The sequence below is a fragment of the Cypionkella psychrotolerans genome, from assembly GCF_001294535.1.
Taxonomy (GTDB): domain Bacteria; phylum Pseudomonadota; class Alphaproteobacteria; order Rhodobacterales; family Rhodobacteraceae; genus Cypionkella; species Cypionkella psychrotolerans.
The window spans coordinates 334,948-360,444 of record NZ_LGIC01000061.1 but is presented as its reverse complement, the minus strand read 5'-3'; the positions used below and the strand labels follow the sequence as shown (position 1 = coordinate 360,444).

Genomic DNA, 25,497 nt, shown 5'->3' with positions numbered 1-25,497 from the left:
GGCGGGTAAACCCCTCCAACGCCGCGTCAGCGGTGCAGCCGCGCATTTTGCTGAGAATGAGAAAGCGGGTCTTGCGCTCGACCACCGTGCCCACCGCCGAGCGGTTGAAGGCGCCCTTGATCAGATCGCCTTCCCAGTGGCCGGGCACCAGACGGGCCTCGATCTCTTCGGGGCGGTGGATGATCCTCAATGATTCCGGGGCGATGGAGCCGCCCGCCAGCGTTGTTCGCCGCAGTCCGCGGGAAGGTTTGTGCTGTCGTAAGGCCGCGATCATCTCGGCCTTCAACCCACCCCTCGGCTGCGCGTAAATCGCGGCGTAGATCGTCTCATGGCTGATCAGGCGGGTTGGATCGTCGGGGTGCATGGACTTGAGCCTGCACGCAATCTGCTCGGGAGACCAGCGCCGGTGGACCAGCTTGCCCCGCACAAAGTCATGAAGCCACCCACCCTTGACCAGCTTCTGCCGCCGTCCGCACCGCTTGCGCAGCACCCGGTATCGGTCCGCGCCAAGCTGCGGGCAATACGGCCGGGCGGGGTCTCCCTCCGGACGGCCACGCCCCAGTTCCCGCCCGACGGTCGAGGCGCTGCGCCCCAGCAACGCCCCGATCGCCCCAAGGCTTGCCCCGCGCCGATGCTCCGCCAAAATCACGCCACGTTCCTCGCCGTTGAGGTGCTTGTATCGTCTGTCCATCGCAACATCCTATGCCCTGCGGGCGCTGGGTGTTGCACTCGAAACTTGAGCCTAAGGAGTGTCCTTGATCCACAGCATTGCAAAGCAAACCACAACTCCCCAAATATCGCACAAGGCCACCGCGATGTGCTGGAGATCCGGGCATCGTTGGGGCGCTTAGCAAAAGGAGTGATACCGATGAATTTAGAGAAATTCACGGAACGGTCGCGCGGTTTCATCCAAGCAGCGCAAACCATTGCCATGCGGGAAAGCCATCAGCGGCTGGCGCCCGAACACCTGCTGAAAGCCATCATGGACGATGATCAGGGGCTGGCCAGCAACCTGATCCGCCGCGCTGGAGGAGAACCTTTGCGCGTCGTGGAATCTTTGGCTTTGGCGATGGGCAAGCTGCCGAAAGTCTCGGGTGACGCACAGCCGTTCATGGACCCGAACTTGGTCAAAGTGCTGGATGAGGCTGAGAAAGTCGCCAAGAAATCGGGCGATTCGTTTGTTCCGGTTGAGCGTCTGTTGATGGCGCTGGGCATGGTCAAATCTGCCGCGAAGGATGCCTTGGACGCAGGCGCTGTCAGCCCGCAGAAGCTGAACTCTGCGATCAATGACATCCGCAAGGGCCGCACGGCGGATTCTGCCTCCGCCGAGGAAACCTATGATGCGCTGAAGAAATACGCCCGCGACCTGACCGAGGCCGCCGAGCAAGGCAAGATCGACCCGATCATTGGCCGCGATGAAGAAATCCGCCGCGCCATGCAAGTGCTGTCGCGCCGCACCAAGAACAACCCGGTGCTGATCGGCGAACCCGGCGTCGGCAAGACCGCGATTGCCGAGGGCCTTGCCCTGCGCATCGTCAACGGTGACGTGCCGGAATCCTTGCGCAACAAGAAACTGATGGCGCTGGACATGGGCGCTTTGATTGCCGGTGCGAAGTACCGCGGCGAATTTGAGGAGCGTCTGAAAGGCGTTCTCAATGAGGTCACCGCCGCCAATGGCGACATCATCTTGTTCATCGATGAGATGCACACGCTGGTGGGCGCTGGCAAATCCGATGGCGCGATGGATGCCGCCAACCTGATCAAACCTGCCCTCGCGCGGGGTGAATTGCATTGCGTTGGGGCCACGACCCTCGACGAATACCGCAAATACGTCGAGAAAGACGCGGCTTTGGCGCGGCGTTTCCAGCCCGTTATGGTCAGCGAACCCACGGTCGAAGACACCATCAGCATCCTGCGCGGCATCAAGGAAAAATACGAACTCCACCACGGTGTGCGCATCAGCGACTCGGCATTGGTCGCGGCAGCCACGCTCAGCCATCGCTACATCACCGACCGCTTCCTGCCCGACAAGGCCATCGACCTGATGGACGAAGCCGCCAGCCGGTTGCGGATGGAGGTGGATTCCAAGCCCGAAGAACTCGACCAGTTGGATCGGCAGATCTTGCAACTGCAGATCGAAGGCGAGGCGCTGAAGAAGGAAGATGACGCGGCCTCCAAAGACCGTCTGGAAAAGCTGGAAAAGGAACTCTCCAACCTGCTGGAACAATCCGACGCGATGACCGCCAAATGGCAGGACGAACGTGACAAGCTGGAAGTCGCCCGCGATCTGAAAGAGCAACTCGACCGCTTCCGCGCCGAGCTGGATCAGGTCAAGCGCGATGGCAACTTGGGCCGTGCGGGTGAATTGTCTTATGGCATCATTCCTGGACTAGAAAAGAAGCTGGCCGAAGCGGAAGCCCGTGAAGGTGATCTGCTGGTGTCCGAAGCCGTCCGCCCGGAACAAATCGCCGAAGTCGTCGAGCGTTGGACCGGGATTCCCGTCGCCAAAATGCTGGAAGGCGAACGCGAGAAACTGCTGAAGATGGAGGAAGAGCTTGGCAAACGCGTGATCGGCCAACAGGCCGCTGTCACCGCCGTGGCCAATGCTGTCCGCCGGGCGCGGGCTGGGCTGAATGACGAGGGGCGGCCTTTGGGCAGCTTCCTGTTCCTAGGGCCAACCGGGGTGGGGAAAACCGAACTGACCAAAGCTGTCGCCGAGTATCTGTTCGACGATGACGCGGCGATGGTGCGGATTGATATGTCCGAATTCATGGAGAAACACTCGGTGTCCCGCCTGATCGGCGCGCCTCCGGGCTATGTTGGCTATGATGAAGGTGGCGTGTTGACCGAAGCCGTCCGCCGCCGCCCCTATCAGGTGGTGCTGTTCGATGAGGTCGAAAAGGCTCACCCCGACGTGTTCAACGTGCTGCTGCAAGTGCTGGACGATGGCATGCTGACCGATGGTCAGGGGCGCACCGTCAGCTTCAAGCAAACGCTGATCATCCTGACCAGCAACCTTGGGGCGCGGGCGCTTTCGGAACTGCCCGAAGGGGCAGATCAGGCGGGCGCGCGCGCGCAGGTGATGGAGGCCGTGCGGCAACACTTCCGCCCCGAATTCCTGAACCGGCTGGACGAGCAGATCATCTTTGATCGTCTGAACCGCGTTGATATGGCCGGGATCGTGGAAATCCAGTTGCGCAAACTCGAAGCGCGTCTGGCTAGCCGTAAGATCACGCTGGATCTTGACCCGCAGGCGAAGGCTTGGCTGGCCGATGAAGGCTATGATCCGGTGTTCGGCGCGCGTCCGCTGAAGCGGGTGATCCAGAACCATCTGCAGAACCCGCTGGCCGAGATGATCCTGTCGGGTGACGTACTGGATGGCGCGACGATTAAGGTCAGCGCCGGGGCCGATGGGCTGATCATCGGTGACCGGGTGTCAGCGTCTCGGCGTGAGCGTCCGGCGCAGGCAGTGGTGCATTAAACACCCCGCTTTGCGAAACCAAAGCAGCCCGCCCTTGTTTACAGGGGCGGGCCTTTCGATTCAATGCTAGGCAAGCTGCCCAAAACACTTGCGGGCGAGCCCGAGGCGCGCTCAGATGGTTTGCCAAACGCCTGTTGTTCAAGAACACTCGCCAACCTCTACTTAAAAGGCCAAACATGATCCGCCATATCGTCGCGCTGCGCTTTCCGGCCGGCACATCTCAGCAAACCAAAGATGATCTTTATGCGGCGCTGGCCGGGTTGAAATCGCAGATAGATGGTATCCTGTCATTCCACGCTTCGCGAAACGTCACCGTTGAGCCGCTGTCGCGTGGGTTTGATGATGTATTCTGGTTCGATTTTCGTGACACGGCGGTGCGCGACGCCTATCTGGTTCACCCCGCCCATCAGGCCATCGGGGCGAAGATCGTGGCTGCCACAGAAGGCGGCGCGGAGGGGGTGTTCGTGTTTGATGTCGCGGTGCCATGAGTCCCGAAGATCGCGCCTTTCTGACCCAGTTGTTCAGCACCGCCGTCCGCGCCGCTGACCCCACTCAGGCCCTGCGTGCCCATCTGCCTGCCCGTCCAAAGGGTCGTGTCGTGGTGATCGGGGCGGGCAAAGGGGCGGCACAACTGGCGGCGGCGTTTGAGGATTTGTGGGATGGGCCGTTAGAGGGCGTGGTGGTGACCCGTTACGGCTACGGCTGCGCGACAAAGCGGATCAAAGTAATGGAATCGGCGCATCCGGTGCCGGATCAGGCCGGGTTGGCGGCCTCAGCCGCGCTGTTTGAGGCGGTGCGGGGGCTTTCGGCGGATGATCTGGTGGTGGCGCTGATCTGCGGTGGCGGCTCGGCTTTGCTGCCCTTCCCGCCGGGGGATCTGACGCTGGAGGATGAGGCGGGGTTGAACCGGGCTTTGCTGACCTCGGGCGCGCCGATTTCGGTGATGAACGCGATCAGGAAGCAGGTGTCGGGCATCAAGGGTGGGCGGTTGGCAGCGGCCTGCCATCCGGCGCGGGTGGTTTCCTTGGTGGTGTCGGACGTCCCGGGGGATGATCCGGCACAGGTGGCCTCGGGGCCGACGGTGCCGGACCTTGTCAGCCGCGAAGATGCGCGGGCGATGGTGGCGGCTTGGCGGATTGAACTGCCGGAGAAGGTGGCGGCTTGGTTGGCGGGCGAGGCGGGGCGCGCGCCTGATCCGGGCGATGCGGTGTTCGCGGGGCATGAGGTGCGGGTGATCGCCTCGGCGCGGATCAGTCTGGAGGCGGCGGCGGCGGCCTCATCGGTGCCTGCGGTGATCTTGTCGGATGCGATCGAGGGTGAGGCGCGGGATGTCGGGCGGGTTCATGCCGCGATTGCGCGGGAGGTGGCGGGGCGGAACCGGCCATTTCAGCGGCCCGTCGTGATCTTGTCGGGGGGAGAGACCACGGTGACGTTGCGCGGCAAGGGGCGGGGCGGGCGGAACAGCGAGTTTTTGCTGGCGCTGGCTTTGGCTGCGGATGGCGTCAATTTCGCGGCTTTGGCGGCGGATACGGATGGGATCGACGGGTCGGAAAACAATGCCGGGGCCTTCGCGGATGGAGGCTCGATGGCGCGGCTGCGGGGGCTGGGGATGGACCCTGCGGCGCTGCTTTCAGGGAATGATGCCTATTCGGCTTTTGAGGCTTTGGGGGATTTATTCGAGCCGGGGCCGACCGGGACAAATGTGAACGATTTCCGGGTGATTTTGATCCGGTGAGGGATGGTCCCAACTCGGGACCATTTTTATGTGTTTTATATCAAAGGGATGGGGTGGTGGATTTAGGGATTTGTTAAGGAATGGGCGTTTGGAAGATGGGCGCGCGATTTGCTTTGTGAAGGTGGTCGTGCATGTTGCGAATGCCGTTCGCTGAAAGTGGCGGGGTAAACCCCGCCCTACGGGCGCCGCAAAGTGGTCAAACTGTCCGCCAATTTCCAGGCCACATCAAACTGACAGCAACAACGCACCCCATATCGTGAGCAAAAAAATGAAACTGACTCTTCTTGTCGCAGCAGTTGGTCTGCTCGTCGCGACCCAAGCGATTGCACAAGACAAGAAATTCACCGGCTATGTCATCAAGGCGAACACCGAAGTCGTCGAAGGTGTGATGCTGGTGGATGGATATTCGCCTGCCGAACTTATGGCTTTCATCCGTGAAGACTGTGCTTCCGGTGAAATCGGGGCGCTGAAGTATCTTGGACAGCCACAGAAAAAACGTGGCCATGTCTTTCAGAAGTTTCAAACAAGCTGTCTCGGCGGGCCCAGCCCGCGTATTGGGCAAACGTCTACTGCGTCGGTTGAGGTTGAGCGGATGCCAGATGGGCGCAACATGACCGAATATACCTATAGTGTCAGCGGAAACATGCTGTACTCACGCTACATCCGATAGGCTGCAATTCTGCTCGCCACACGGCTGCCCCGGTTTTGCGACGACATGTGAAACCGGAACTTGATCTGCGCAGCGTGGCTGTAAGTGATGCGACAGTCTGGGTGCTGCTTCGGATCTGCCGCCTGACCCTACCCTGCCAATGCCGCCTTCAGCGCTGCAACTTTCGCCCTGTCGGTGCGTTTTTCGTTGCCGGATTGGAAGCCGAAGGCGAGGGCTTCGCCGCCGCTGGGCTGCGGGCTGGAACAGGAGGCGTGGATTTCGCGCAGGCGGAGGTAGGATAATTTTGGCAAGGTTTCCAGTGAGATGCCTGATCCGGGCATGATGATCAGGTCCTGGCCTGCGATTTGCATCATGGCTTTGAGCGTTTCGGTGCCAGCGGCAGCGGTTAAGGCACCGCCGGATGTTAGGATGCGGCGGAAGCCTAGGGCTTTGGCGAGAGTGACGGCTTCGGGCTTGTTCGGGGTCAGGTCGATGCAGCGATGCAGCGTGGTGTCTAAGCCTGCGGCCTCGTCCAGCAGCACCCGCAGGACGGCTTCATTCAGGCGGCCGTCATGGTGGCTTGCGCCGAGGACGACGCCTTTGAGGCCCGCTTGCCGGGCGGCGCGGATGTCGGCGCGCATCACCTCGACCTCGGTCACGGTATAGGTGAAATCACCGGATCGCGGGCGGATGATTGGGTAGCACAGTGCGCCGGATTGCGCGGCCAGTTGCATCAGGCCAAGCGTGGGTGTGAGACCGCCGAGGGCGAGGGCGGCGCAAAGCTCGATGCGGTCGGCCCCGCCTGCGATGGCTTCGGTGAGGCCCGCGGGATCATCGACGCAGACTTCCAGCAGGATTTTAGCCATATTTGGCCTCCCCCGCAGCTGCGGCTCCGGCGAGGCCCGCGTCAGCAGAGACGGTGGCGGGAACGACCAGCGATGTATCGGTTTGGCGCAGGATGCGGGCGCGGGTGGCGGCATCGAGGGCGGCGATCAGGGTATGGTCGTTGGCAAGGCCGCCACCGACGGGAACGATGTCAGCCCCGATCAGGTTGACCACCATGGCGAGTTGGCCCGAGAGCAGATCAAGCCAACGCGTGACGGTTGGGCTGGGGCCGACTTTCCATGCGGCGAGGATGGCTTCGGCGCTGGCGTCTTGCCCGCTGAGGTGTTTGTGCAGGCGTTCCAACCCACGCGCGCCTCCGATGGTGTCAAGGCAGCCGATTTGGCCGCATCCACAGGCAAAGGCGGGGTCGTGGACGACGGGGCCATGGCCCCATTCGCCGGCATAGCCGCCCGGCCCGGTGACGATCTGGCCGTTCAGCACCAGGCCACCGCCGACCCCGGTGCCAAGGATGATGCCGAAAACGTTGCGGTGACCTTTACCCGCGCCCGTGGTGGCTTCGGCAATGGCAAAGCAATCGGCGTCGTTCAGGATCAGCACAGGGCGGTTCAGGGCGGCTTGCAGGTCGGCGGTGACATTGCGGCCATCCAGACAGGGGATGTTGGCTACTTTGATGCGGCCCGTAGCGGGATCGACGACTCCGGTGATTGAGATCGCGATGGCAGATTCGGTGCTGTGAAAGGCGGCGAGGGCGGCGGTGAAGGCGGCGAAATCCTGCGCGGGGGTGGCGGTTTCGCCTAAGGGTTCAAGGCTGCCGTTGTGGCTGCGCGCCGCTTTGATGCGGCTGCCGCCGATATCGAAGACTAGGATCATGTGGCGCACTCCTTGACAGGCTTCTCTGTTGGCCGCATGACGCCGGAAATCAAGGGAGATCGCAATGCCGGATGACCGTTTAATCGTGGCGCTGGATGTGCCGAACATCGTGCAGGGGCTGGATTTGGCCGCGCGGTTGGGCGATGCGGTGTCGTTTTACAAGATCGGGCTGGGGATGCTGACCGGGGGTGGTTTTGCTTTGGCCAATGAGCTGAAGCAGGAGCAGGGCAAGCGGGTTTTCCTCGACATGAAGCTGTTCGACATTGGCGCGACGGTGGAAGCGGCGGTGCGCGGCATTGCGCAGTATGATCTCGATTTTCTGACCGTGCATGGCGATCCGCAGGTGGTGCGGGCAGCGGCTGAGGGGCGGGCCGGGAGCGGCTTGAAGATTTTGGCGGTGACGGTGCTGACCTCACTCGACCGTTCGGATCTGGACGCAAACATGATCCGGGCTGGGGATCTGCGCGAGATCACGATTGAGCGGGCCGCTCGGGCGTTGGAGGCGGGGGCAGATGGGGTGATTGCCTCGCCGCAGGAAGCCGCTGCGATCCGAGCTTTGCCGCAAGCGATGGGTAAGCTGATCGTGACGCCGGGGGTGCGGCCTGCGGGGGCGGCTTTGGGCGATCAGAAACGGGTGGCGACGCCAGCGCAAGCGATTGCGGATGGGGTGGATCATATCGTGGTCGGGCGTCCGGTGTGGCAGGCGGCCGACCCAGCAGCGGCGGCGCGGGCGATTGTGGCGGAGATGACGTCACCGCAGGTAAGGGCACAAAATCGGTGAATTGGGCGGGTTAGAGACTGTTTTGGAGTGCTGCTGGATATGGCGAGCGGGGGTTTCACACCCCCGCACCCCCGTGGGATATTTGAGCGCAGAGGATAACAGTTTTAGATAAGTTTTAGTGACTGAACTCGGCGGTGGCGCCCCAGAGTTGTTTGATACGTTCGTCGCGGCCACAGCTTTCGCGGTAGAACTTGTAGGCGTTTTGCTTTTCCTTCGGGCCGCGCCGGGTCAGCACCAGATCGGTGCTTTTGTAGTAATCCTGATGATAGGCCTCGGCGGGCCAGAAGGTTTTCGCGCTCAGGACCGGGGTGACGATGGTTTGGCCAAGCACGGCTTGGGCTTTGGCGATTTCAGCCTTGGCGATCTGCTTTTCGGCGGTGTTAGAGACGAAAATGGCGGAACGGTAGGCTTTGCCACGGTCGCAGAATTGCCCACCCGCATCGACGACGTCGGTCGAGTGCAGGAACTTGTCGATCACTTCGGCATAGCTGATTTTGGCGTCGTCATAGGTGATCTTCACCGCCTCGTAATGGCCATCGTGATCGTCATAGGTGGGGTTTTGCGATGTACCACCAGTGTAGCCGGACACCACATCCTTGACCCCCGGCACGCTCTCAAAGTTCGATTCGACGCACCAGAAACAACCGCCTGCGAGCACGGCGGTTTGGGTTTTGGCTGGGGCGGCACTGGCGAACAGATCAGGGCGAGGCTGAGGCGGATCATTTTGAACTCCATTTCTTTGGATAAGCCAAAGGGTCGCGCGCAATCCGGGCAATTCACCCATCCGTGAGGTCACGCCATGGTGATGGCCCCCTTGGCCTTTCTTCTGCGCCGCAATAGCGTGGCGGGCAAACAGGAGATCGCCATGACCGACCACGTTTCCACCCATCAGGCCGAGGAAGACGCCCGCAACGAGGATATTCTGATCTATGTGAACGGGCGCATCGTGCCGAAAGCGCAGGCGGTGGTGTCAGTTTACGATTCAGGCTTCATGCTGGGCGATGGGGTTTGGGAGGGGATCCGGCTGTATAACGGCCGCTGGACCTTTTTGGATGAGCATATTGGGCGGTTGTTTGAGGCGGCGAAGGCGATTGATTTGGATATCGGCCTGACGCCGGAACAGGTGATTTCAGCCGTGTTAGAGACGCAAAAGGCCAATGGCATGGTCACGGACGCCCATGCGCGGCTGATGCTGACGCGGGGGGTGAAGACGCGGCCGTTCCAGCACCCGAAGCTCAGTCAGCGCGGGCCGACCATGGTGATTATCATGGAGCATTCGCGCCAGAAATTACCCCGCCCGATTCGGTTGGCGACGGTGCCGCATCTGCGGGGTTTGCCGATGACTCAGGACCCGAAGCTGAACTCTCATTCAAAGCTGAACTGCATTCTCGCCTGCATCGCGGCGGAAAAAGCCGGGGCGGATGAGGCGTTGATGCTGGATGTGCATGGTTTTGTGAACACCACCAATGCTTGCAACTTCTTCATCGTGCGCAAGGGGGCGGTTTGGACCTCGACCGGGGATTATTGCATGAATGGCATCACCCGCCAGAAGGTGATTGATCTGTGTCACGCCAACGACATTCCGGTGTTTGAGCGCAATTTCAGCCTTGTAGAGACGTATTCGGCGGATGAGGCGTTTCTAACGGGGACGTTTGGCGCGCAAACTCCGGTCGGCTCGATTGACGGGCGGGTGATTGGGTCCGGGCAGATGGGGCCGATGACGGAACGGCTGCGCGGGCTGTATAAGGCGATGGTGGGGGCATGAGCGGGGTTGGAAAACGCATCGCGATGTGGTCGGGGCCGCGCAATCTGTCCACCGCAATGATGTACAGCTTTGCGGCGCGCGGCGATTGCACGGTGTGGGATGAGCCATTTTATTCCGCTTATCTGGAATATACCGGGATTGATCATCCGATGCGCGACGAGATTATCGCGTCGCATGAGCCTGACCCGGATGTGGTGGCCTCTATCTGCAAGGGCCCAGTGCCGGGCGGCAATGCGGTGTTTTACCAAAAACATATGACCCTGCATATGATCCCGCAGTTTGATCGGCGCTGGATGCGGTCTTGCAGCAATGTCTTCTTGATCCGGCATCCGGCGCGGGTGGTGGCGAGTTATGCCAAAAAGCGCGAGGGCACGACGCAGGCGGATATCGGTTTTGTGCAGCAGGCGGAGCTGTTTGACGAAGTGGCTGCATGGTCTGGCGGGGTTCCGGTGGTGATCGACAGCGACGATATTCGCGCCGACCCGGAGGCAATGCTGCGCAAGCTATGCCTGGCGATTGAGGTGCCGTTTACCCGCAAAATGCTGCACTGGCCTGTGGGGGGAAATGAGGCCGATGGCGCTTGGGCACCGCATTGGTACGCGGCGGTGCATCGTAGCACTGGATTTGAAGGGGCCGAGGGGCCGCTGCCAAATTTGGGCGGGGTGTATGCGGATTTGGCGGCGCAGGCGCTGCCGTATTACGAAAAGCTGGCGGCACACAAGATTTAGCCGAGCAGTTTTGCCAGACCCATCGCAACGGCAGGATTGCCGGAAACCTTCAATTTTCCTGTCGCCAGTGCCATCATCGGGTTCAGCTTGCCTTTCAGCAGGCTGATCAGATTTTCTTGGCTAAGGCGCAGGGTGCAATCTGTGTCGCGGTCTCCGGTGCTGGCAGTTCCGTCGGCCAGAACGATCAACCCGTCTGCACCACAATCAAATTTCAAGCTGCCGGAAAAACTTTTGATTTCCAAAACCTTGCGTATCTCTGCCGCGATGTGTTCCAGTGCCATGATGCTCTCCGTGATCTGCGGAACAGGATAGGGTGGCAAGCATCACAAGCAAGCGTGCCGCCGCGTCACGGCAGCGGCGAAGGGGGCCAAGTTCAGCCCCCTCCGAAATTTAGCCCTTATCAGCAACCCGCGCGTTGCGGCTGGCGATCAGGCGGAGGCGCAGGGCGTTCAGGCGGATGAAGCCTTCGGCGTCTTTTTGGTCGTAAGCGCCAGCATCTTCTTCGAAGGTGACATGCTTTTCGGAATAGAGGCTGTAGTCGGACCAGCGCGCGACGGTGCGGGCGGAGCCTTTGTACAGCTTCACGCGGACGGTGCCGGTGACGTATTCTTGCGTCTTGTCGATCAGCGCCTGCATCGCCTCCCGCTCGGGCGAGAACCAGAAGCCGTTGTAGATCAGCTCGGCATAGCGCGGCATGATGCTGTCTTTCAGGTGGCCCGCGCCGGAGTCGAGGGTGATCTGCTCGATGCCGCGATGCGCTTCCAACAGGATGGTGCCGCCGGGGGTTTCATAAAGGCCGCGCGATTTCATGCCGACAAAGCGATTTTCCACCAGATCGAGCAGGCCGACGCCATGCTTGCCGCCGATGTCGTTCAGGCGGGCGAGGATGGTGGCGGGGGAGAGGGTTTCGCCGTTGATCGAGACGGCATCGCCATGCTCGAAACCGATTTCGACATATTCCGGGGTGTCGGGGGCTTTTTCCACCGGGGTGACGCGCTGATAGACGAATTCTGGGGCTTCCACAGCCGGGTCCTCCAGCACTTTGCCTTCCGACGAGGTGTGTAGTAGGTTGGCATCAACCGAGAAAGGCGCTTCGCCGCGCTTGTCTTTGGCGATTGGGATTTGGTTGGCTTCGGCGAATTCCAGCAGTTTGGTGCGGCTGGTCAGATCCCAGAGGCGCCACGGGGCGATGACTTTGATGGCGGGGTCGAGGGCAGCGGCGGAGAGTTCAAACCGTACTTGGTCGTTGCCCTTGCCGGTCGCGCCATGTGCGACGGCATCAGCGCCAGTTTCATGCGCGATGCGAACCAGATGCTGCGAGATCAGCGGGCGGGCGATGGAGGTGCCGAGCAGGTAGAGGCCTTCATACAATGCGTTGGCGCGGAACATCGGGAAGACGAAATCGCGCACGAATTCTTCGCGCACATCGACGACATGGATATTCTCGGGCTTGATGCCCATCAAAATCGCCTTTTGCCGCGCCGGCTCGAGTTCTTCGCCCTGCCCCAGATCGGCGGTGAAGGTGACGACCTCGCAGCCATATTCGGTTTGCAGCCATTTCAGGATAATCGAAGTATCCAGACCGCCGGAATAGGCGAGGACGACTTTCTTCGGGGCGAGCTTGGCGGTCATGGGGAACTCCACTGCGGGTTTCGCCCGCGATTATCGGGAAATGGCGGCGAGGGCAAGGCGGGGCGGTTGACAGGGGGGGATTGGGGTGAATCAGTACAACCAATGGTAGCGTTGGAGGTCCTCGTGAAGAGCTGGCTGATTTTAGTTCATTCCGTGCGGCAGGTGTTTGGAAATCTGGAGGCAGCGTTGCGCGTCTCGGGTTTGCTCTATCTTGCGCAGGTGTTGGTGCAGTTCTTAGTCTTGGGTTCGTTGCTTTCCCTGAGCGAAGCAGAGCGGCAGGCAATGGTTGAAAGTGGCCGCTTTCCATGGATAGGCATGTTTATCTTCCTGCTGGTGGCAGTGGTTGGTAGCCTGTGGATCGCCGTGGGCTGGCACCGCTACGTGCTGACTGAAGATCGCCCCGGTATCGTTCCGCCGTTTCATGGCGACCGGATGTTGGGGTATTTCGGTAAAGGCGTATTAATTGCGCTGATTATGATCGTTCCTTCAATGATTGCGGGCGCGGTTGGGGGCGCTCTGGCGAGTATTATTATGTCCCCCAGCAAGGGCGTCAGCTTTGTCGTCGGAACCCTGCTGATCTATGTGATTCTGCTGCCGATCGGTGCCCTGGCGCTGCGGCTTAGTACAATGTTGCCCGGGGCGGCCTTGCGCGCAGGTGTCCCTGTTTTCAGCGGATGGGAGGCAACGAAGGGCGAGACCGGAACGTTCATCGCTTTGGTGGTGCTATGGGCCGTAATCGCAGGATTGATCCAAGTGATCGGCACCTATGTTTTTGGCAGTTTCTTCATCCTCGCCTTCGCGTGGCAAGTGTTGTCCGAATGGGTGATCTTGATGGTTGGCATCTCGATCCTGACCACGCTTTACGGACATTACGTCGAAAAACGCCCCTTGGTCTGAGCGCGGTTGACAGGATCGTCTGCGGCTGACTCTGTAAAGCATTGGTTAAATCATGGAGGGTCCTATGAAAGGCGTGCAGATTTTCTCACATTCGGTGCGGCAGGTGTTGGATAATCTTGGCCCGGCGCTGAAAGTGTCGGGGGTGCTGTATTTGGTGCAGGTGGTGATCACTGGGGCGCTGGGTTATGCGGTGGCCTCCACCGGGATGAACGGAATGGGCGGCGGTATGGGACTGGGCGTGGTTTTGGTGCTGGTGGTCTCGCTGATCACGGGCATCTGGATCGCAGTGGCATGGCATCGCTACGTGTTGCTGGGGGAAGAACCCGCGGGATATGTGCCGCCGTTTATGGGCGAGCGGATGGGGTCGTATTTCATCAAATCTTTGCTGATCGGGTTGGTTTTGATGGTGCTGGGCATGATCCTGGGCATGGTGGTTGGGACGTTGTTTGGCCGGCTGCTGATGGGCAACATGCTGGTCGGGATGCTGCTGATGGCGGTGATGGTGCAGGTGCCGATGATTTATCTGGGCCTGCGGATGGCGGCGGCGCTACCGGGCACGGCTTTGGGGCAGAACCCACCGCTGATGGCGGGTTGGGAGGCAACGACAGGCGAATGGCGGCCGTTGCTGCAACTCGCGGCGATCATGGCTTTGGCGCTTTGGCTAGTGAATCTGATCAGTTGGTTCGTGTTTGGTGGCTATGGCGTGACGGCGCAGCTGTGGCAAGTTATCGCGGGCTGGCCTGTCACCATGGTCGGGCTGTCAATTTTGACGACGCTTTACGGCCATTACATTGAAAAGCGGCCGCTGGTCTGACTTGCTTTTCGGCCTCTGGCGGGCGTAATCGGGGATATGAGTGATTTTTCTGATGCCGCCCGCCAATCCACCCGTGCTTTGCGCGAGTTATTTCCGCGCACGCCGCTGCAGCGCAATGATTATCTGTCGCGGCGCTACGGTGCCGAGATTTGGCTTAAGCGGGAAGATTTAAGCCCGGTGCGCAGCTATAAATTGCGCGGGGCGTTTACGGCGATGCGCAAGGTGCGGGCTAATAATCCGGGGCAGACCGCGTTTGTATGCGCCTCGGCGGGCAATCATGCGCAGGGCGTGGCGTTTGCCTGCAAGCATTTCGGCGTGAAGGGCACGATTTTCATGCCGGTGACGACGCCGCAGCAGAAGATCGACAAAACCCGGGCGTTTGGCGGCGATGCGGTGCGGATCGTGCTGACCGGGGATTATTTTGACCAAACTTTAACAGCGAGCCAGAAGTTTTGCGCCGAGCAGGGTGCGCATTTCCTGTCGCCGTTTGACGATGAGGATGTGATCGAAGGCCAGGCCTCGGTCGCGGTGGAGATGCTGGAGCAGTTGGGCCGCGCGCCGGATTTGGTGGTGCTGCCGGTGGGTGGCGGCGGTCTGGCCTCGGGTGTCACGCGGTTTCTGCGGGTGGAAGCACCAGTGACTGCCTATCGTTTCGTTGAACCTGTCGGCGGTGCCAGCCTGACCGCGGCGCTGGCGGCGGCGGAGCCTGTGAAGTTGAAGTCGATCAACAGCTTTGTCGATGGCGCAGCGGTGGCGCGGCTGGGCGATAAGACCTTCGCGGCGCTGTCTTGGGTGAAACCCGCCGAAGTTCTGCTGGCCCCCGAAGACCGGATTTGCGTGACGATGTTGGAAATGCTGAATGTCGAGGGCATCGTGCTGGAACCTGCGGGGGCGCTTTCAGTGGATGTGTTGCAGGATTTGGCTGCAGAGATTGCTGGGAAAACCGTGGTTTGCGTGACTTCGGGCGGGAATTTTGACTTTGAGCGGCTGCCGGAAGTGAAAGAGCGCGCGCAGCGTTATTCTGGGGTGAAGAAATATTTCATCCTGCGGATGCCGCAGCGCCCAGGTGCGTTGAAAGAGTTCCTCGGCATGCTCGGGCCAGAGGATGACATCGCGCGGTTTGAATATCTGAAGAAATCGGCCCGCAACTTTGGCTCAGTTCTGATTGGGATTGAGACCAGCCAAGCCTCGAATTTCAAAAACCTGTTCGATCAGCTGGACGCCGCTGCTTTCACTTACCGCGACATCACCAATGATGAGATTCTCGCCGAGTTTCTGATCTAAGCCGCGCTGGCCTTTTGCCCCGCCACCAATGCCGTTTTGGACGCCTGATAGCTGCTGCAAACCTGGGCCAGATCCACGCCCGCATCACCAGCTGCCGCGCGGCGTTCGCCATCCTGACAAAACGCGGCAAATTGCGCGAAGCCTAGGTTCAGCGCTGCACCTTTCAGAAAATGCAGATCCGCCTCAAGTGTCTTGGCCCCGACGGTCTTGGAAATCCGCCCAATCACCTCATCGGCTTCTTCCAGAAACATCGCGACCACTTCGGCGAAATCATCTTCGCCGATCTCTGACCGAAGCTCATTCACCCTATCCCATGCGATCACAGCACACCTGCCTTTCACCACCCCATGAAGCCAGATTGCGCGCCATCGGTTAACAATCGGTAACTGCTAACATCCCAGATAGGCACAGTTTTAAGTTTCACTTGCCGTTAAGAGGTTGGGTGCAGACAGGGAAAAACCAAAGGTGAGGCCCGTGTTGTGAAATCCGCTTTTCTTCCGCTGACAGAGCTTGCCCGCAGGCCCAGCGCCTTTGCGCAGCTCCCGGTTTTGGTGGTGGATGACAGCAAGGCGCAGCGCAAAATCCTGCAAATGCAGCTGACCCGCTGGGGCTATCAGGTCACTGAGGCGGCTTCGGGGGATGAGGCTTTGGCATTATGCAGGGCGCAGGATTTCGACATTGTGCTGTCAGATTGGATGATGCCCGGCATGACGGGGCTGGAGTTTTGTAAAGCTTTCCGGGCACTTCCGCGCGAAGGTTACGGCTATTTCATCCTGCTGACCTCGAAATCCGAAAAGACCGAAATCGCCGATGGGTTGGAGAATGGCGCGGATGATTTCCTGACCAAACCCGTCAGCGCGGATGAGTTGCGCGCCAGGTTGCGGGCGGGCGAGCGGATTTTGGGGATGCAGAATGAGTTGGTCGAGAAGAACCGGCTGATTGGCAGCACGTTGCAGGAATTGCAAAAGCTGTATGATTCGCTGGACCGTGATCTGATTGAGGCGCGCAAGCTGCAACAGACGCTGGTGCGCGACCGTTTGCGGGATTTTGGAGCAGGGAAGGCGGCGCTGATGCTGCGGCCTTCGGGCCATGTTGGCGGCGATCTGGTGGGCAGTTTCGTGGTCGATGCGGCGCGAATCGTGGTCTATTCGGTCGATGTGTCTGGGCATGGCGTCGCCTCGGCGATGATGACGGCGCGGCTGGCGGGGCTGCTGTCGGGGGCGTCACCGGATCAGAATATCGCGCTGAAACTGACTGTCGATGGCGACCGGGATGCTTGGCCGCCGGCGATTGTGGCAGCTAGGCTGAACCGGATGATGCTTGAGGAGTTGCAGGTCGATCAGTATTTCACGCTGGGCTATGCCGAGATCAATCTCGAAACCGGGGGCGCGACTCTGGTGCAGGCGGGCCATCCGCATCCGCTGCTGATCCGGGCGGATGGGCGGATTGAACGCTTAGGCGATGGCGGTTTGCCGATTGGGTTGATTGAGGGGGCGGAGTACCCGCAGACCAGCTTTGCCTTGGCTCCGGGGGATCGGTTGTTTTTGGTGTCCGATGGCGTGACGGAGTGTCCAAACCCGGCAGGTGAGGAGTTGGGCAGCGAAGGCCTGATCAAATTACTGCAGCATAACAGCAGGTTACGCAGCCAAGACCTATTGGAAGCCTTACTGTGGGATCTGAACGTTTTCGTGGGTGGCGGGGTATTTCCCGACGATGTCTCGGGCCTGATCTTTGATTACCTTGGCCCCCAACCCGATTCGAGCTGACGCAACGCCAGCGCCAACATCGCCCGGTCGCCCGGATTGCCCAACAGCCGCAGCCCTGCCTCTGGCTGCATCCAGATCGCCTGATGACCGGGTTCCGTCGGTGGACCGATGCGCAACACCGGACGCGCGAGATAGACTGTGCAGATCTTTTCCTCCCACAGGTCGTATTCCGGCATGAAGGTGAAGCGGCGAAACGCCCCCAGCCGCCGGATACCCGCGATGTGATAGCCGGTTTCCTCCATCACCTCGCGGTGCAGGGCAGCTATGGGATGCTCGCCTTTGTCGATGCCACCGCCGGGCAGTTGATATTCGGGCTCAGGCTCGGCTTGAAACGTGGTCAGAATCGCGCCGCGATCCCACAAAACCGCGTAAACCCCCGGTCTGCGGGTATAGTGACGCCCCGCTTCCGGGCTGGTGCCATAGCGTTTGATCATGCTTGCCCCTTGGGTGTGCGGTTGCTCTGCCTATATAGGCGCGGTATGCCAAGCTTGGCACGTTTAGGAAACCCCATGACCTCCCCTTTGCAAATCGCTTGGGACGATACCGTCCTGCCCTTTCAACTCGACCGTTCTGACATCCGTGGCCGGGTGGCGCGGCTGGATGGTGCGCTCGACAATGTGCTGAAACAGCACAACTATCCGCCGGTGATCGAGGCTTTGGTGGCCGAAGCTGCGGTCTTGACCGCACTTATCGGCCAATCAGTGAAGCTGCGCTGGAAGCTCAGCTTGCAAATTCGCGGCAAGGGTCCGGCGCGGTTGATTGCGACCGATTACTATGGCCCTTCGGAAGAAGGTGAGCCTGCGCGCATCCGTGCCTATGCCAGCTATGACGCAGACCGGTTGGATCTGGAGGCCGAGCCGTTCAGCCAGATTGGCGAGGGCTATTTCGCGGTGATGATTGATCAGGGGCAAGATATGCAGCCCTATCAAGGCTTTACCCCGATTGCGGGCAAGTCTTTGTCGGATTGCGCAGAGACCTATTTCGCCCAGTCTGAGCAGATTCCGACGCGGTTTGCGCTGACGTTTGGCAAGAACCAAGTGCCCGGAGAAGCCGCGCGTTGGCGGGCGGGCGGCGTGATGTTGCAGCATATGCCGCCTGTGGGTGGCTCCGTTGCGGCTGAAGCAGGCTCGGGCGAGGGTGGTTTGCTGAATCACGTCGATATTTTGGCGGGGGATGAGGCCGAAAACTGGATCCGCGCCAACGCGCTGCTGGATACGGTTGAAGAGATTGAGTTGATCGGGCCGACCGTCGCGCCAACCGACCTTCTGGTTCGGCTGTTCCATGAGGAAGACCCGCGGGTGTTTGACGCGCAGGTGGTGCATTTCGGCTGTTCCTGCTCGCCCGATAAGGTGGTGCAGGCGATGTCGATCTATTCGGCGAAAGACATCAAACATATGACCACCCCCGAGGGTGTGGTGACGGCGGATTGCCAGTTCTGCGGCAAACATTACGAGTTCGACCCGAAAACCCTTGGGTTTGACGCAGTGAAAGCGCCGGGTGATGCGGGATGAGATTTCTCGCCTGAAAGATGCACTCGCCCGTCCTGCGGGCGAGTCGTCGGATTTTGACCTGAACCCAGTTTTGCTGCCCGATACCCGGATTCTGCGTGCGGCGGCGGTGCTGATTGCGGTTTGGCTGCGGCCAGAGGGCGCGCGACTGATCCTGACCAAGCGATCCTCGCATCTGAAACACCATCCGGGGCAGATCGCTTTTCCGGGTGGCAAGGTGGATGCGGGGGATAGCGGGCCAGAGGCGGCGGCTTTGCGGGAGGCTTGGGAAGAGATCGGTCTGCCGCCGGATCGGGTTGAGGTTTTGGGGCGTCTACCTGCGCATGAAACCGTGACGAATTACATGATCACGCCAATTTTGGGCCTTGTCAGAGACGATTTTAACCCTGTGCCCGAGGCTGGAGAGGTGGATGAGGTCTTCACCGTGCCGCTGGCGCATGTGCTGGATCGGGGGCAGTTTGTCATTGAGGGCCGGGTTTGGAAGGGCCAACCGCGCCGCTATTTCGCCGTGCCGTATGGGCCGTATTACATCTGGGGGGCCACAGCGCGGATTTTGCGCAATCTGGCCGAGATGGCGTCATGAAGATTTCCGGCGATTGGCTCGATCATCCCGGCACCCAGGCGCTGTGCGCCGTCTTGGCAAAGGCCGGATATCAGGCGCTGTTCGTTGGCGGATGCGTGCGCAACGCGCTGCTGGACGTACCAGTTGCGGATATTGATATTGCCACGGATGCAGCGCCAGAAATCGTCTCTAATCTTGCCGAAACAGCTGGATTTCGGGTGGTTCCGACCGGGATTGAGCATGGCACAGTGACGGTGATCGCGCAGGGTGTGGCGCATGAAGTGACCACCTTTCGCCGCGATGTGGAAACCGACGGGCGACGGGCTGTGGTCGCGTTCTCAACCAATGTCGCCGAAGACGCGGCGCGGCGCGATTTCACCATGAATGCGCTTTATGCGCGGGCGGATGGCACGGTGTTGGACCCTTTGGGCGGTCTACCTGATCTGATCGCACGGCGGGTGCGGTTTGTGGGTGAGGCAGAGGCGCGGATTCGCGAGGATTACCTGCGCATCCTGCGGTTTTTCCGGTTTTACGCGGTTTATGGTGATCCCGTGCGCGGGATTGATGTCGAAGGGTTGTCGGCTTGTGCGACCAATGTGAATGGCATTGACGGACTTTCCCGCGAGCGTATTGGGGCCGAAATGCGCAAACTGCTTGGCGCGCGCGACCCTGCACCAGCGGTGGCAACGATGGCACAAACTGGGATTCTTGCGCGGGTTCTGCCAGGATCAGATGCCAAGGCGCTGAGCGTTCTGGTGCATGTGGAGGGTGATCTACCACCGCGATGGCAACGACGTTTGGTGATTTTGGGCGGGACTGATCCGGGCGGAGCGTTGCGGCTTTCTAGGGCAGAAACAGGCTCTAATGTGGCTATTAGAGACGAAATTGGATCGACTTTGACGCCTGCCGCTTTGGGCTGGAAGCACGGACGCGCGGGTGCCACAGATACAGTGCTGTGCCGTGCGGCTTTGTTTGAAGCGCCGTTGCCGCGGAACTGGCAAAGCGAGATCCTGCGGGGTGTTACAAGCACACTCCCCGTGACAGCCGCCGATCTGATGCCCGCGCTGCAAGGCCCCGCGTTAGGCAAAAAACTGCACGAAATACAGGCGCGCTGGCTTGCCTCTGACCTTTATCTGCGCAAGTCTGACCTGCTGGCGTAAGGTTTCCTTCGCCCCCCTGCGGCGCTATATGCCAAGGGCAACGCGCGAGATCATCATGTTTAAGTTCTTTGAGGGTCTTGTTGACCCCTATGCCAGCTACGTCCAAACCGACACGCCGCCACGCAAGCTATGGCCGTTTCTGCGCGACTATGTGCGGCCCTTTAAGGGGGTTTTTGCTGTCACGGCACTGGTCGCGACGGCCAATTCGGCGTTTGATGTGGGGCTGATTTGGTATGTCGGGCGGCTGGTGGATATGCTCGCCAATGGAAATCCTGTTCAGGTCTGGGCTGATCATGGCAGCGAGATTATCCTTGTGGCGCTTGCAGTTCTGATCTTGCGTCCCTTGGTGGGCGGCACGGGTGTGGCGCTGCTGCACAACACCATTCTGCCGAATTTCGGCACGATGATGCGCTGGCGGGCGCATCGGCATGTGCTGCGCCAACCCGTGGGCTGGTTCGAGTCTGACTTCGCCGGACGGATCGCCAACCGGATCATGCAGGCACCTCCGGCGGCGGGCGAGGCGGTGTTTCAGACCTTTGACGCTGTGGCTTTTGCTTCGACGACACTGGTGGGGGCTGCGATCATGCTTGCCGGGGCGGACGTGCGGTTGCTGTTGCCGTTGGTGCTTTGGTTTGTGGGTTATGTCGCGCTGATGCGGTGGACAATTCGGCGGGCGGGGCCAGCCTCGACGGCGTCGAGCGAGGCGCGCTCGGCGGTGACCGGGCGGGTGGTGGATGCCTATTCTAACATCCATTCGGTGAAGCTGTTCGCGCATCACGACCTTGAGGAAAACTACGGGCGCGAGGCGATTGAGCGCGCGAGGCAGACGTTTTTCACCGAAATGCGCGTCGTCACCAAGATGGATATCATCCTGACTGGGCTGAATGGCTTGCTGATCGTGGCGGTGACGGCCTGGGCAATGTGGCTTTGGTATCATAGCCTTGCCAGCGTTGGCACGGTGGCGGCTGCGGTGACTTTGGTGCTGCGATTGAACAATATGACCTATTGGATCATGTGGGCGACGACCAATCTGGTGCAGAACCTTGGCACCGTGCAAGAAGGGATGCAGACCATCACGCAGCCGATCGCACTGGTGGATCAGCCGGGGGCCGGGGCGTTGCAGTTCCGTCAGGGGCGCGTGCAGATTGAGGGCGTCTCACACCATTATGGGCGCGGTTCGGGTGGGTTGCAGTCGATCTCGTTGGATGTAGCGCCGGGGGAGAAGATTGGGGTTGTCGGGCGATCGGGTGCGGGTAAGTCGACATTGGTGAAGCTGATGCTGCGGTTTTACGATGCCGAAGCGGGACGGATTTTGATTGATGGGCAGGATATCGCGCTGGTGACACAGAATTCAGTGCGCAGGCGGATTGGGATGGTCAGTCAGGACAGCAGTTTGCTGCACCGCTCGGTGCGCGAGAATATCCTGTATGGCCGGCCTGAGGCGACTGAGGCACAGATGATTGCGGCGGCGAAACAGGCCGATGCGCATGAATTTATCCTGACATTGCAAGACCCTGAGGGGCGGATGGGTTATGACGCCCATGTCGGGGAACGCGGCGTGAAGCTTTCTGGTGGGCAAAGACAACGGGTGGCATTGGCGCGGGTGATCCTGAAGGATGCGCCAATTTTGATCTTGGATGAGGCGACTTCGGCGCTGGATTCTGAGGCTGAAGCGGCGATTCAAGAGGCGCTGTTCGGCGTAATGCAGGGCAAAACTGTGATCGCGATCGCCCATAGGCTCTCAACCATTGCGGCGATGGACCGGATTGTGGTGCTGGAAGATGGCCGCGTGGCCGAACAGGGCAGTCATGCGGAACTGTTGAAGGCGAACGGGCTTTACGCTCGGTTCTGGGCGCGCCAATCCGGCGGGTTCATTGGGTTGGAGTTGGACGCATGAGGCTATTTCCCACCATCAAGCCGTTCCGCCCCGCATCCACCAATCCGCCTGCGACAACGTGGCGGTTCTTCCTCTGGGCGGTGCAGGGCGCTTGGCCGGGGATCCTCTGGGCGACGTTTTGGTCGGCCTGTTCGGGATCGCTGGAGGCGATTTCGGCGACGATTTTGGGCGATGTGATTGATGCCGCCAACACCGCCAATCCGGCGACGGTGTTCAGCGATCATATCTGGCTGTTCGTGGGATTTGTGGGGTTTTACCTAATCGCGCGCCCGCTGATTTTCGGCATGACCACCCATGCTGCGGCGATTATTGTCGAGCCCAACCTGTTCCCGTTGATTCTGTCGCGGATGCACCGTTGGACTTTGGGTCAGGCGGTTACGTTTTTCGACAATGATTTCGCCGGACGCATCGCGCAAAAGCAGATGCAGGTGGCGCGGGCGGCGACGGATGTGGTGTCGGGCAGTATTGAAACTATGGCGTTTTCGCTGGCCTCAGTCATCGGCTCGGTAGCGCTGCTGAGCACGATCAACGGCTGGATTTCGCTGCTGCTGGTGGCGTGGATCGCGGCTTATATCCTGTTTATCAAAGGTTTTCTGAAGAAGGTCCGGGGCGCTTCGGCCTCGCGGGCGGCGGCGCGGGCGATGGTGACCGGGCAGATTGTCGATACCGTCACCAATATGAAAACCGTGAAGCTGTTTGCGCATTCGCGGCATGAGGATGGCGTGGCCCTGGAGGCGATGAATGCTTTCCGCGATAAGGCGATTGAATATGGCATCATTTCCAGTTGGTTCCGACTCTCCCTGATGGCTTTGGCCGGGGTGCTGCCAGTGCTGCTGGTGGGCGCCACGGTTTATCTGTGGTCACAAGGCGGCGCGACCGCTGGTGATATCGCGGCGGCGGGGGCGATTGCGTTCCGTTTGGCGCAGATGACCGGGTGGGTGTCATTCAGCCTGATGGCGGTCTTTGGCAATCTGGGCGAGGTCGAGGATGGCGTGAAGACGCTGACGCCACCCTATACGTTGATCGACGCGGTGGGCGCTGTGGAGATGCCGCGCGTGCAAGGCGAAGTGCGGATGGAGCATGTGACCTTTGCCTATGGCCGCAAGACCGACGACGGGCGGGGCGGCGTGGATGATCTGAACCTGACGATCAAGGCCGGGGAAAAGATTGGCATTGTCGGGGCTTCAGGGGCGGGGAAATCGACCCTCGTGGCATTGCTTTTGCGGCTCTATGACGCCGAAAAAGGCCGGATTTTGATTGATGGCATTGATGTGCGGGCGGTGACCCAGGAAAGCTTGCGCCGTCAAATCGGTATGGTCACGCAGGAAACCGCGATGTTCAACCGCACGGCGCGCGAGAACATCATGTATGGCAACCCGGATGCCACCGAAGAGATGATGATTGCGGCGGCCAAGCAGGCCGAGGCGCATGAGTTCATCCTGAACCTGCGGGATTTTGCCGGACGCAAGGGCTACGACGCCTATTTGGGCGAGCGTGGGGTGAAGCTGTCTGGCGGGCAGCGGCAGCGGATTGCGCTGGCGCGCGCGTTCCTGAAAGACGCGCCGATTCTGGTGTTGGATGAGGCGACCTCGGCGCTGGATTCGGAAGTGGAGGCCAGTATTCAAGAGGCGCTGACCAAGGTGATGCAGGGCAAAACCGTGCTGGCGATTGCGCACCGTCTCTCGACGATTGCCGAGATGGACCGGATTGTGGTGCTTGACGCGGGCCGCGTTGTGGAACAGGGCAGCCATGCGGAACTGCTGGCGCAAGCTGGGCTATACGCGCGCTATTGGAATCGCCAATCGGGTGGTTTCATCGGCACCGAAGAAAAGGAAGCGGCAGAGTGAAAGTAACCATCGACCGGCTGGGCCACCTTGGCGACGGGATCGCGCAAGGGCCTTTGGGCGCTATTTTTGTGCCCGGAATGTTGCCGGGCGAGGAAGTCGAAGGTGATTTGCAAGGCGATCAGTTGGCGGATTTCCGCATTGTGACGCCCTCGGTCAACCGGGTGAAACCGCCGTGTGCGCATGCCAAAACCTGCGGCGGTTGCATGATGCAACACGCCTCGGATGCGTTTGTCGCCGATTGGAAGCTGGGCATTGTGAAGGGCGCGTTGGCTGGGCAGGGGTTGGAGGCTGAGTTCAGGCCGATCATCACCTCACCGCCGAAATCGCGCCGTAGGGCAACGATTGCGGCGCGGCGCACCAAGACCGGGGCGCTGATGGGCTTTCATGCCCGCGCCTCTGACATGGTGGTCGAGGTTCCGAACTGCCAGTTGCTGCATCCTGATCTGATCGCGACGTTTCCGGGACTGCAGGCGCTGGTGAAACTGGGCGGAAGTCGCACGGCTGAGGTATCACTGACAGTGACGCGCTCCTTGTCCGGGGCGGATGTGATGGTGGTGGGCGGCAAGCCGCTGGATGGGCAGTTGCAGCTGGAACTGGCGCGGGTGACGGAGACCTATGGCTTCGCGCGGCTGACCTGGAACGGTGATACGGTGGCCCTGCGCACAGCCCCGATGCAGCGGTTTGGCCGCGCTTTGGTGTCGCCTCCGCCCGGTGCGTTCTTGCAGGCGACTGTGGAGGGCGAGCAGGCGTTGCTGGGGACGGTGGCTTTGGCGATCGGTTCGGCGAAGAAGATTGTCGATCTGTTTGCGGGCGTTGGCACCTTTGCTTTGCCCCTGGCCGAGCGCGCCGAGGTGCATGCGGTGGAGGGTGAGGCCGCGATGACTGCGGCATTGGCAAAGGCTGCCAACAACACCGAGGGGCTGAAGCGCGTCACAGTAGAGACTCGCGATCTGTTCCGCCGACCGCTGGAAGATGATGAATTTAAAGGCGTTGAGGCTGTGGTGATCGACCCGCCGCGTGCAGGGGCGGAAGCACAGATGGCGGTGCTGGCGCGCAGCAAGGTTCCAGTGATCGCGTCTGTGTCCTGCAACCCGATCAGCTTTGCCCGCGATGCCAAGGTGTTGATTGCAGGCGGCTATCACTTGGATTGGGTGCAGGTTGTCGATCAATTCCGCTGGTCTGCGCATGTGGAATTGGTGGCAAAGTTCAGCCGCCCTTAAGCCTTTGTCACTTTTGTTGAAAAAACTGTGATCGGCCGTGCCGATTCGCAGACTA

At 60.4% G+C, this 25,497-nt stretch carries 25 protein-coding genes; 17 read left to right on the top strand and 8 right to left on the bottom strand.

Annotated elements, in window-relative coordinates:
- On the bottom strand, positions 1–691 hold a 691-nt coding region (locus AKV04_RS12930; protein ID WP_054006818.1), incomplete at its 3' end, for an IS30 family transposase.
- Between the two features lie 177 nt (positions 692–868).
- On the opposite strand from AKV04_RS12930, the gene clpB reads away from it, so the two are divergent.
- From clpB to AKV04_RS12910, 4 genes are all read left to right on the top strand, one after another.
- A complete protein-coding gene (gene clpB, locus AKV04_RS12925) occupies positions 869–3,481 on the top strand; it encodes an ATP-dependent chaperone ClpB (RefSeq protein ID WP_054006817.1) in 2,613 nt (870 codons plus the stop codon).
- A 176-nt stretch (positions 3,482–3,657) separates the two neighbouring features.
- Positions 3,658–3,969, top strand: coding sequence for a Dabb family protein (locus AKV04_RS12920; RefSeq protein ID WP_054006816.1), 312 nt, complete (start codon positions 3,658–3,660; stop codon positions 3,967–3,969).
- On the top strand, positions 3,966–5,216 hold the full coding sequence (locus AKV04_RS12915) for a glycerate kinase type-2 family protein (RefSeq protein ID WP_054006815.1): 1,251 nt from the start codon (positions 3,966–3,968) through the stop codon (positions 5,214–5,216). The genes AKV04_RS12920 and AKV04_RS12915 overlap by 4 nt, the downstream gene beginning before the upstream one ends.
- Before the next feature lie 268 nt (positions 5,217–5,484).
- Entirely contained in the window at positions 5,485–5,886 is a 402-nt protein-coding gene (locus tag AKV04_RS12910; protein ID WP_054006814.1) for a hypothetical protein, read from the top strand.
- A 128-nt stretch (positions 5,887–6,014) separates the two neighbouring features.
- Here the strand turns inward: AKV04_RS12910 and AKV04_RS12905 are convergent, their stop codons facing one another.
- Positions 6,015–6,731, bottom strand: coding sequence for a copper homeostasis protein CutC (locus AKV04_RS12905; protein WP_054006813.1), 717 nt, complete (start codon positions 6,729–6,731; stop codon positions 6,015–6,017).
- A complete protein-coding gene (locus AKV04_RS12900) occupies positions 6,724–7,581 on the bottom strand; it encodes an ROK family protein (protein WP_054006812.1) in 858 nt (285 codons plus the stop codon). Before AKV04_RS12900 ends, AKV04_RS12905 begins: the two co-directional genes overlap by 8 nt.
- Positions 7,582–7,645: 64 nt before the next feature.
- On the opposite strand from AKV04_RS12900, the gene pyrF reads away from it, so the two are divergent.
- Positions 7,646–8,362, top strand: coding sequence for an orotidine-5'-phosphate decarboxylase (gene pyrF / locus AKV04_RS12895; protein ID WP_054006811.1), 717 nt, complete (start codon positions 7,646–7,648; stop codon positions 8,360–8,362).
- Between the two features lie 115 nt (positions 8,363–8,477).
- On the opposite strand, the gene msrA is transcribed toward pyrF, so the two are convergent.
- Positions 8,478–9,146 (bottom strand): peptide-methionine (S)-S-oxide reductase MsrA, encoded by a 669-nt coding sequence (msrA, locus tag AKV04_RS12890; RefSeq protein ID WP_082351626.1) that lies wholly within the window; start codon positions 9,144–9,146, stop codon positions 8,478–8,480.
- Between the two features lie 81 nt (positions 9,147–9,227).
- Here msrA and AKV04_RS12885 point away from each other — a divergent pair, with 81 nt between their 5' ends.
- Positions 9,228–10,127: a D-amino acid aminotransferase gene (locus AKV04_RS12885; RefSeq protein WP_054006850.1), complete on the top strand. Its 900-nt coding sequence runs from the start codon at positions 9,228–9,230 to the stop codon at positions 10,125–10,127.
- On the top strand, positions 10,124–10,855 hold the full coding sequence (locus AKV04_RS12880) for a sulfotransferase-like domain-containing protein (RefSeq protein WP_456062142.1): 732 nt from the start codon (positions 10,124–10,126) through the stop codon (positions 10,853–10,855). The genes AKV04_RS12885 and AKV04_RS12880 overlap by 4 nt, the downstream gene beginning before the upstream one ends.
- On the opposite strand, the gene AKV04_RS12875 is transcribed toward AKV04_RS12880, so the two are convergent.
- Together AKV04_RS12875 and AKV04_RS12870 are read right to left on the bottom strand one after the other, a co-directional pair.
- A complete protein-coding gene (locus tag AKV04_RS12875; protein ID WP_054006809.1) occupies positions 10,852–11,136 on the bottom strand; it encodes an SCP2 sterol-binding domain-containing protein in 285 nt (94 codons plus the stop codon). The genes AKV04_RS12880 and AKV04_RS12875 overlap by 4 nt on opposite strands.
- Positions 11,137–11,245: 109 nt before the next feature.
- Positions 11,246–12,487 (bottom strand): argininosuccinate synthase, encoded by a 1,242-nt coding sequence (locus AKV04_RS12870; protein ID WP_054006808.1) that lies wholly within the window; start codon positions 12,485–12,487, stop codon positions 11,246–11,248.
- A gap of 123 nt (positions 12,488–12,610) precedes the next feature.
- On the opposite strand from AKV04_RS12870, the gene AKV04_RS12865 reads away from it, so the two are divergent.
- The 3 genes from AKV04_RS12865 to ilvA all read left to right on the top strand — a co-directional run bounded on the left by AKV04_RS12865 (position 12,611) and on the right by ilvA (position 15,482).
- Complete coding sequence (locus AKV04_RS12865; protein WP_156317516.1) at positions 12,611–13,384, top strand: hypothetical protein; 774 nt, start codon at positions 12,611–12,613, stop codon at positions 13,382–13,384.
- Between the two features lie 64 nt (positions 13,385–13,448).
- Complete coding sequence (locus AKV04_RS12860; RefSeq protein ID WP_054006806.1) at positions 13,449–14,198, top strand: hypothetical protein; 750 nt, start codon at positions 13,449–13,451, stop codon at positions 14,196–14,198.
- Positions 14,199–14,234: 36 nt separating this feature from the next.
- Complete coding sequence (ilvA, locus tag AKV04_RS12855) at positions 14,235–15,482, top strand: threonine ammonia-lyase IlvA (RefSeq protein WP_054006805.1); 1,248 nt, start codon at positions 14,235–14,237, stop codon at positions 15,480–15,482.
- Here the strand turns inward: ilvA and AKV04_RS12850 are convergent.
- Positions 15,479–15,787: an Hpt domain-containing protein gene (locus AKV04_RS12850; protein ID WP_328287148.1), complete on the bottom strand. Its 309-nt coding sequence runs from the start codon at positions 15,785–15,787 to the stop codon at positions 15,479–15,481. The genes ilvA and AKV04_RS12850 overlap by 4 nt on opposite strands.
- A 195-nt stretch (positions 15,788–15,982) precedes the next feature.
- Here AKV04_RS12850 and AKV04_RS12845 point away from each other — a divergent pair, with 195 nt between their 5' ends.
- Positions 15,983–17,248: a PP2C family protein-serine/threonine phosphatase gene (locus AKV04_RS12845; RefSeq protein WP_054006849.1), complete on the top strand. Its 1,266-nt coding sequence runs from the start codon at positions 15,983–15,985 to the stop codon at positions 17,246–17,248.
- Here AKV04_RS12845 and AKV04_RS12840 read toward each other — a convergent pair.
- Positions 17,218–17,682 carry an NUDIX domain-containing protein gene (locus AKV04_RS12840; RefSeq protein ID WP_054006803.1) on the bottom strand — a complete coding sequence of 155 codons (465 nt, stop codon included), beginning with the start codon at positions 17,680–17,682 and terminating at the stop codon, positions 17,218–17,220. The two genes, AKV04_RS12845 and AKV04_RS12840, sit on opposite strands and share 31 nt — an antisense overlap.
- A gap of 75 nt (positions 17,683–17,757) precedes the next feature.
- Between AKV04_RS12840 and hslO the strand changes: the two genes are divergently transcribed.
- From hslO to AKV04_RS12810, 6 genes are read left to right on the top strand one after another with little or no spacing between them, the layout of a single operon-like run.
- Complete coding sequence (hslO, locus tag AKV04_RS12835; protein WP_054006802.1) at positions 17,758–18,759, top strand: Hsp33 family molecular chaperone HslO; 1,002 nt, start codon at positions 17,758–17,760, stop codon at positions 18,757–18,759.
- The gene (locus AKV04_RS12830; RefSeq protein ID WP_202905614.1) at positions 18,749–19,339 is read left to right on the top strand and encodes a CoA pyrophosphatase; all 591 of its coding nucleotides are present in this window, start codon (positions 18,749–18,751) and stop codon (positions 19,337–19,339) included. Before hslO ends, AKV04_RS12830 begins: the two co-directional genes overlap by 11 nt.
- Complete coding sequence (locus AKV04_RS12825) at positions 19,336–20,478, top strand: CCA tRNA nucleotidyltransferase (protein ID WP_054006800.1); 1,143 nt, start codon at positions 19,336–19,338, stop codon at positions 20,476–20,478. The genes AKV04_RS12830 and AKV04_RS12825 overlap by 4 nt, the downstream gene beginning before the upstream one ends.
- Positions 20,479–20,533: 55 nt before the next feature.
- On the top strand, positions 20,534–22,375 hold the full coding sequence (locus AKV04_RS12820) for an ABC transporter ATP-binding protein (protein ID WP_054006799.1): 1,842 nt from the start codon (positions 20,534–20,536) through the stop codon (positions 22,373–22,375).
- Entirely contained in the window at positions 22,372–24,222 is a 1,851-nt protein-coding gene (locus tag AKV04_RS12815; protein ID WP_054006798.1) for an ABC transporter ATP-binding protein, read from the top strand. The genes AKV04_RS12820 and AKV04_RS12815 overlap by 4 nt, the downstream gene beginning before the upstream one ends.
- Complete coding sequence (locus AKV04_RS12810) at positions 24,219–25,442, top strand: class I SAM-dependent RNA methyltransferase (RefSeq protein ID WP_054006797.1); 1,224 nt, start codon at positions 24,219–24,221, stop codon at positions 25,440–25,442. The genes AKV04_RS12815 and AKV04_RS12810 overlap by 4 nt, the downstream gene beginning before the upstream one ends.
- The last annotated feature ends 55 nt before the right edge of the window (positions 25,443–25,497 follow it).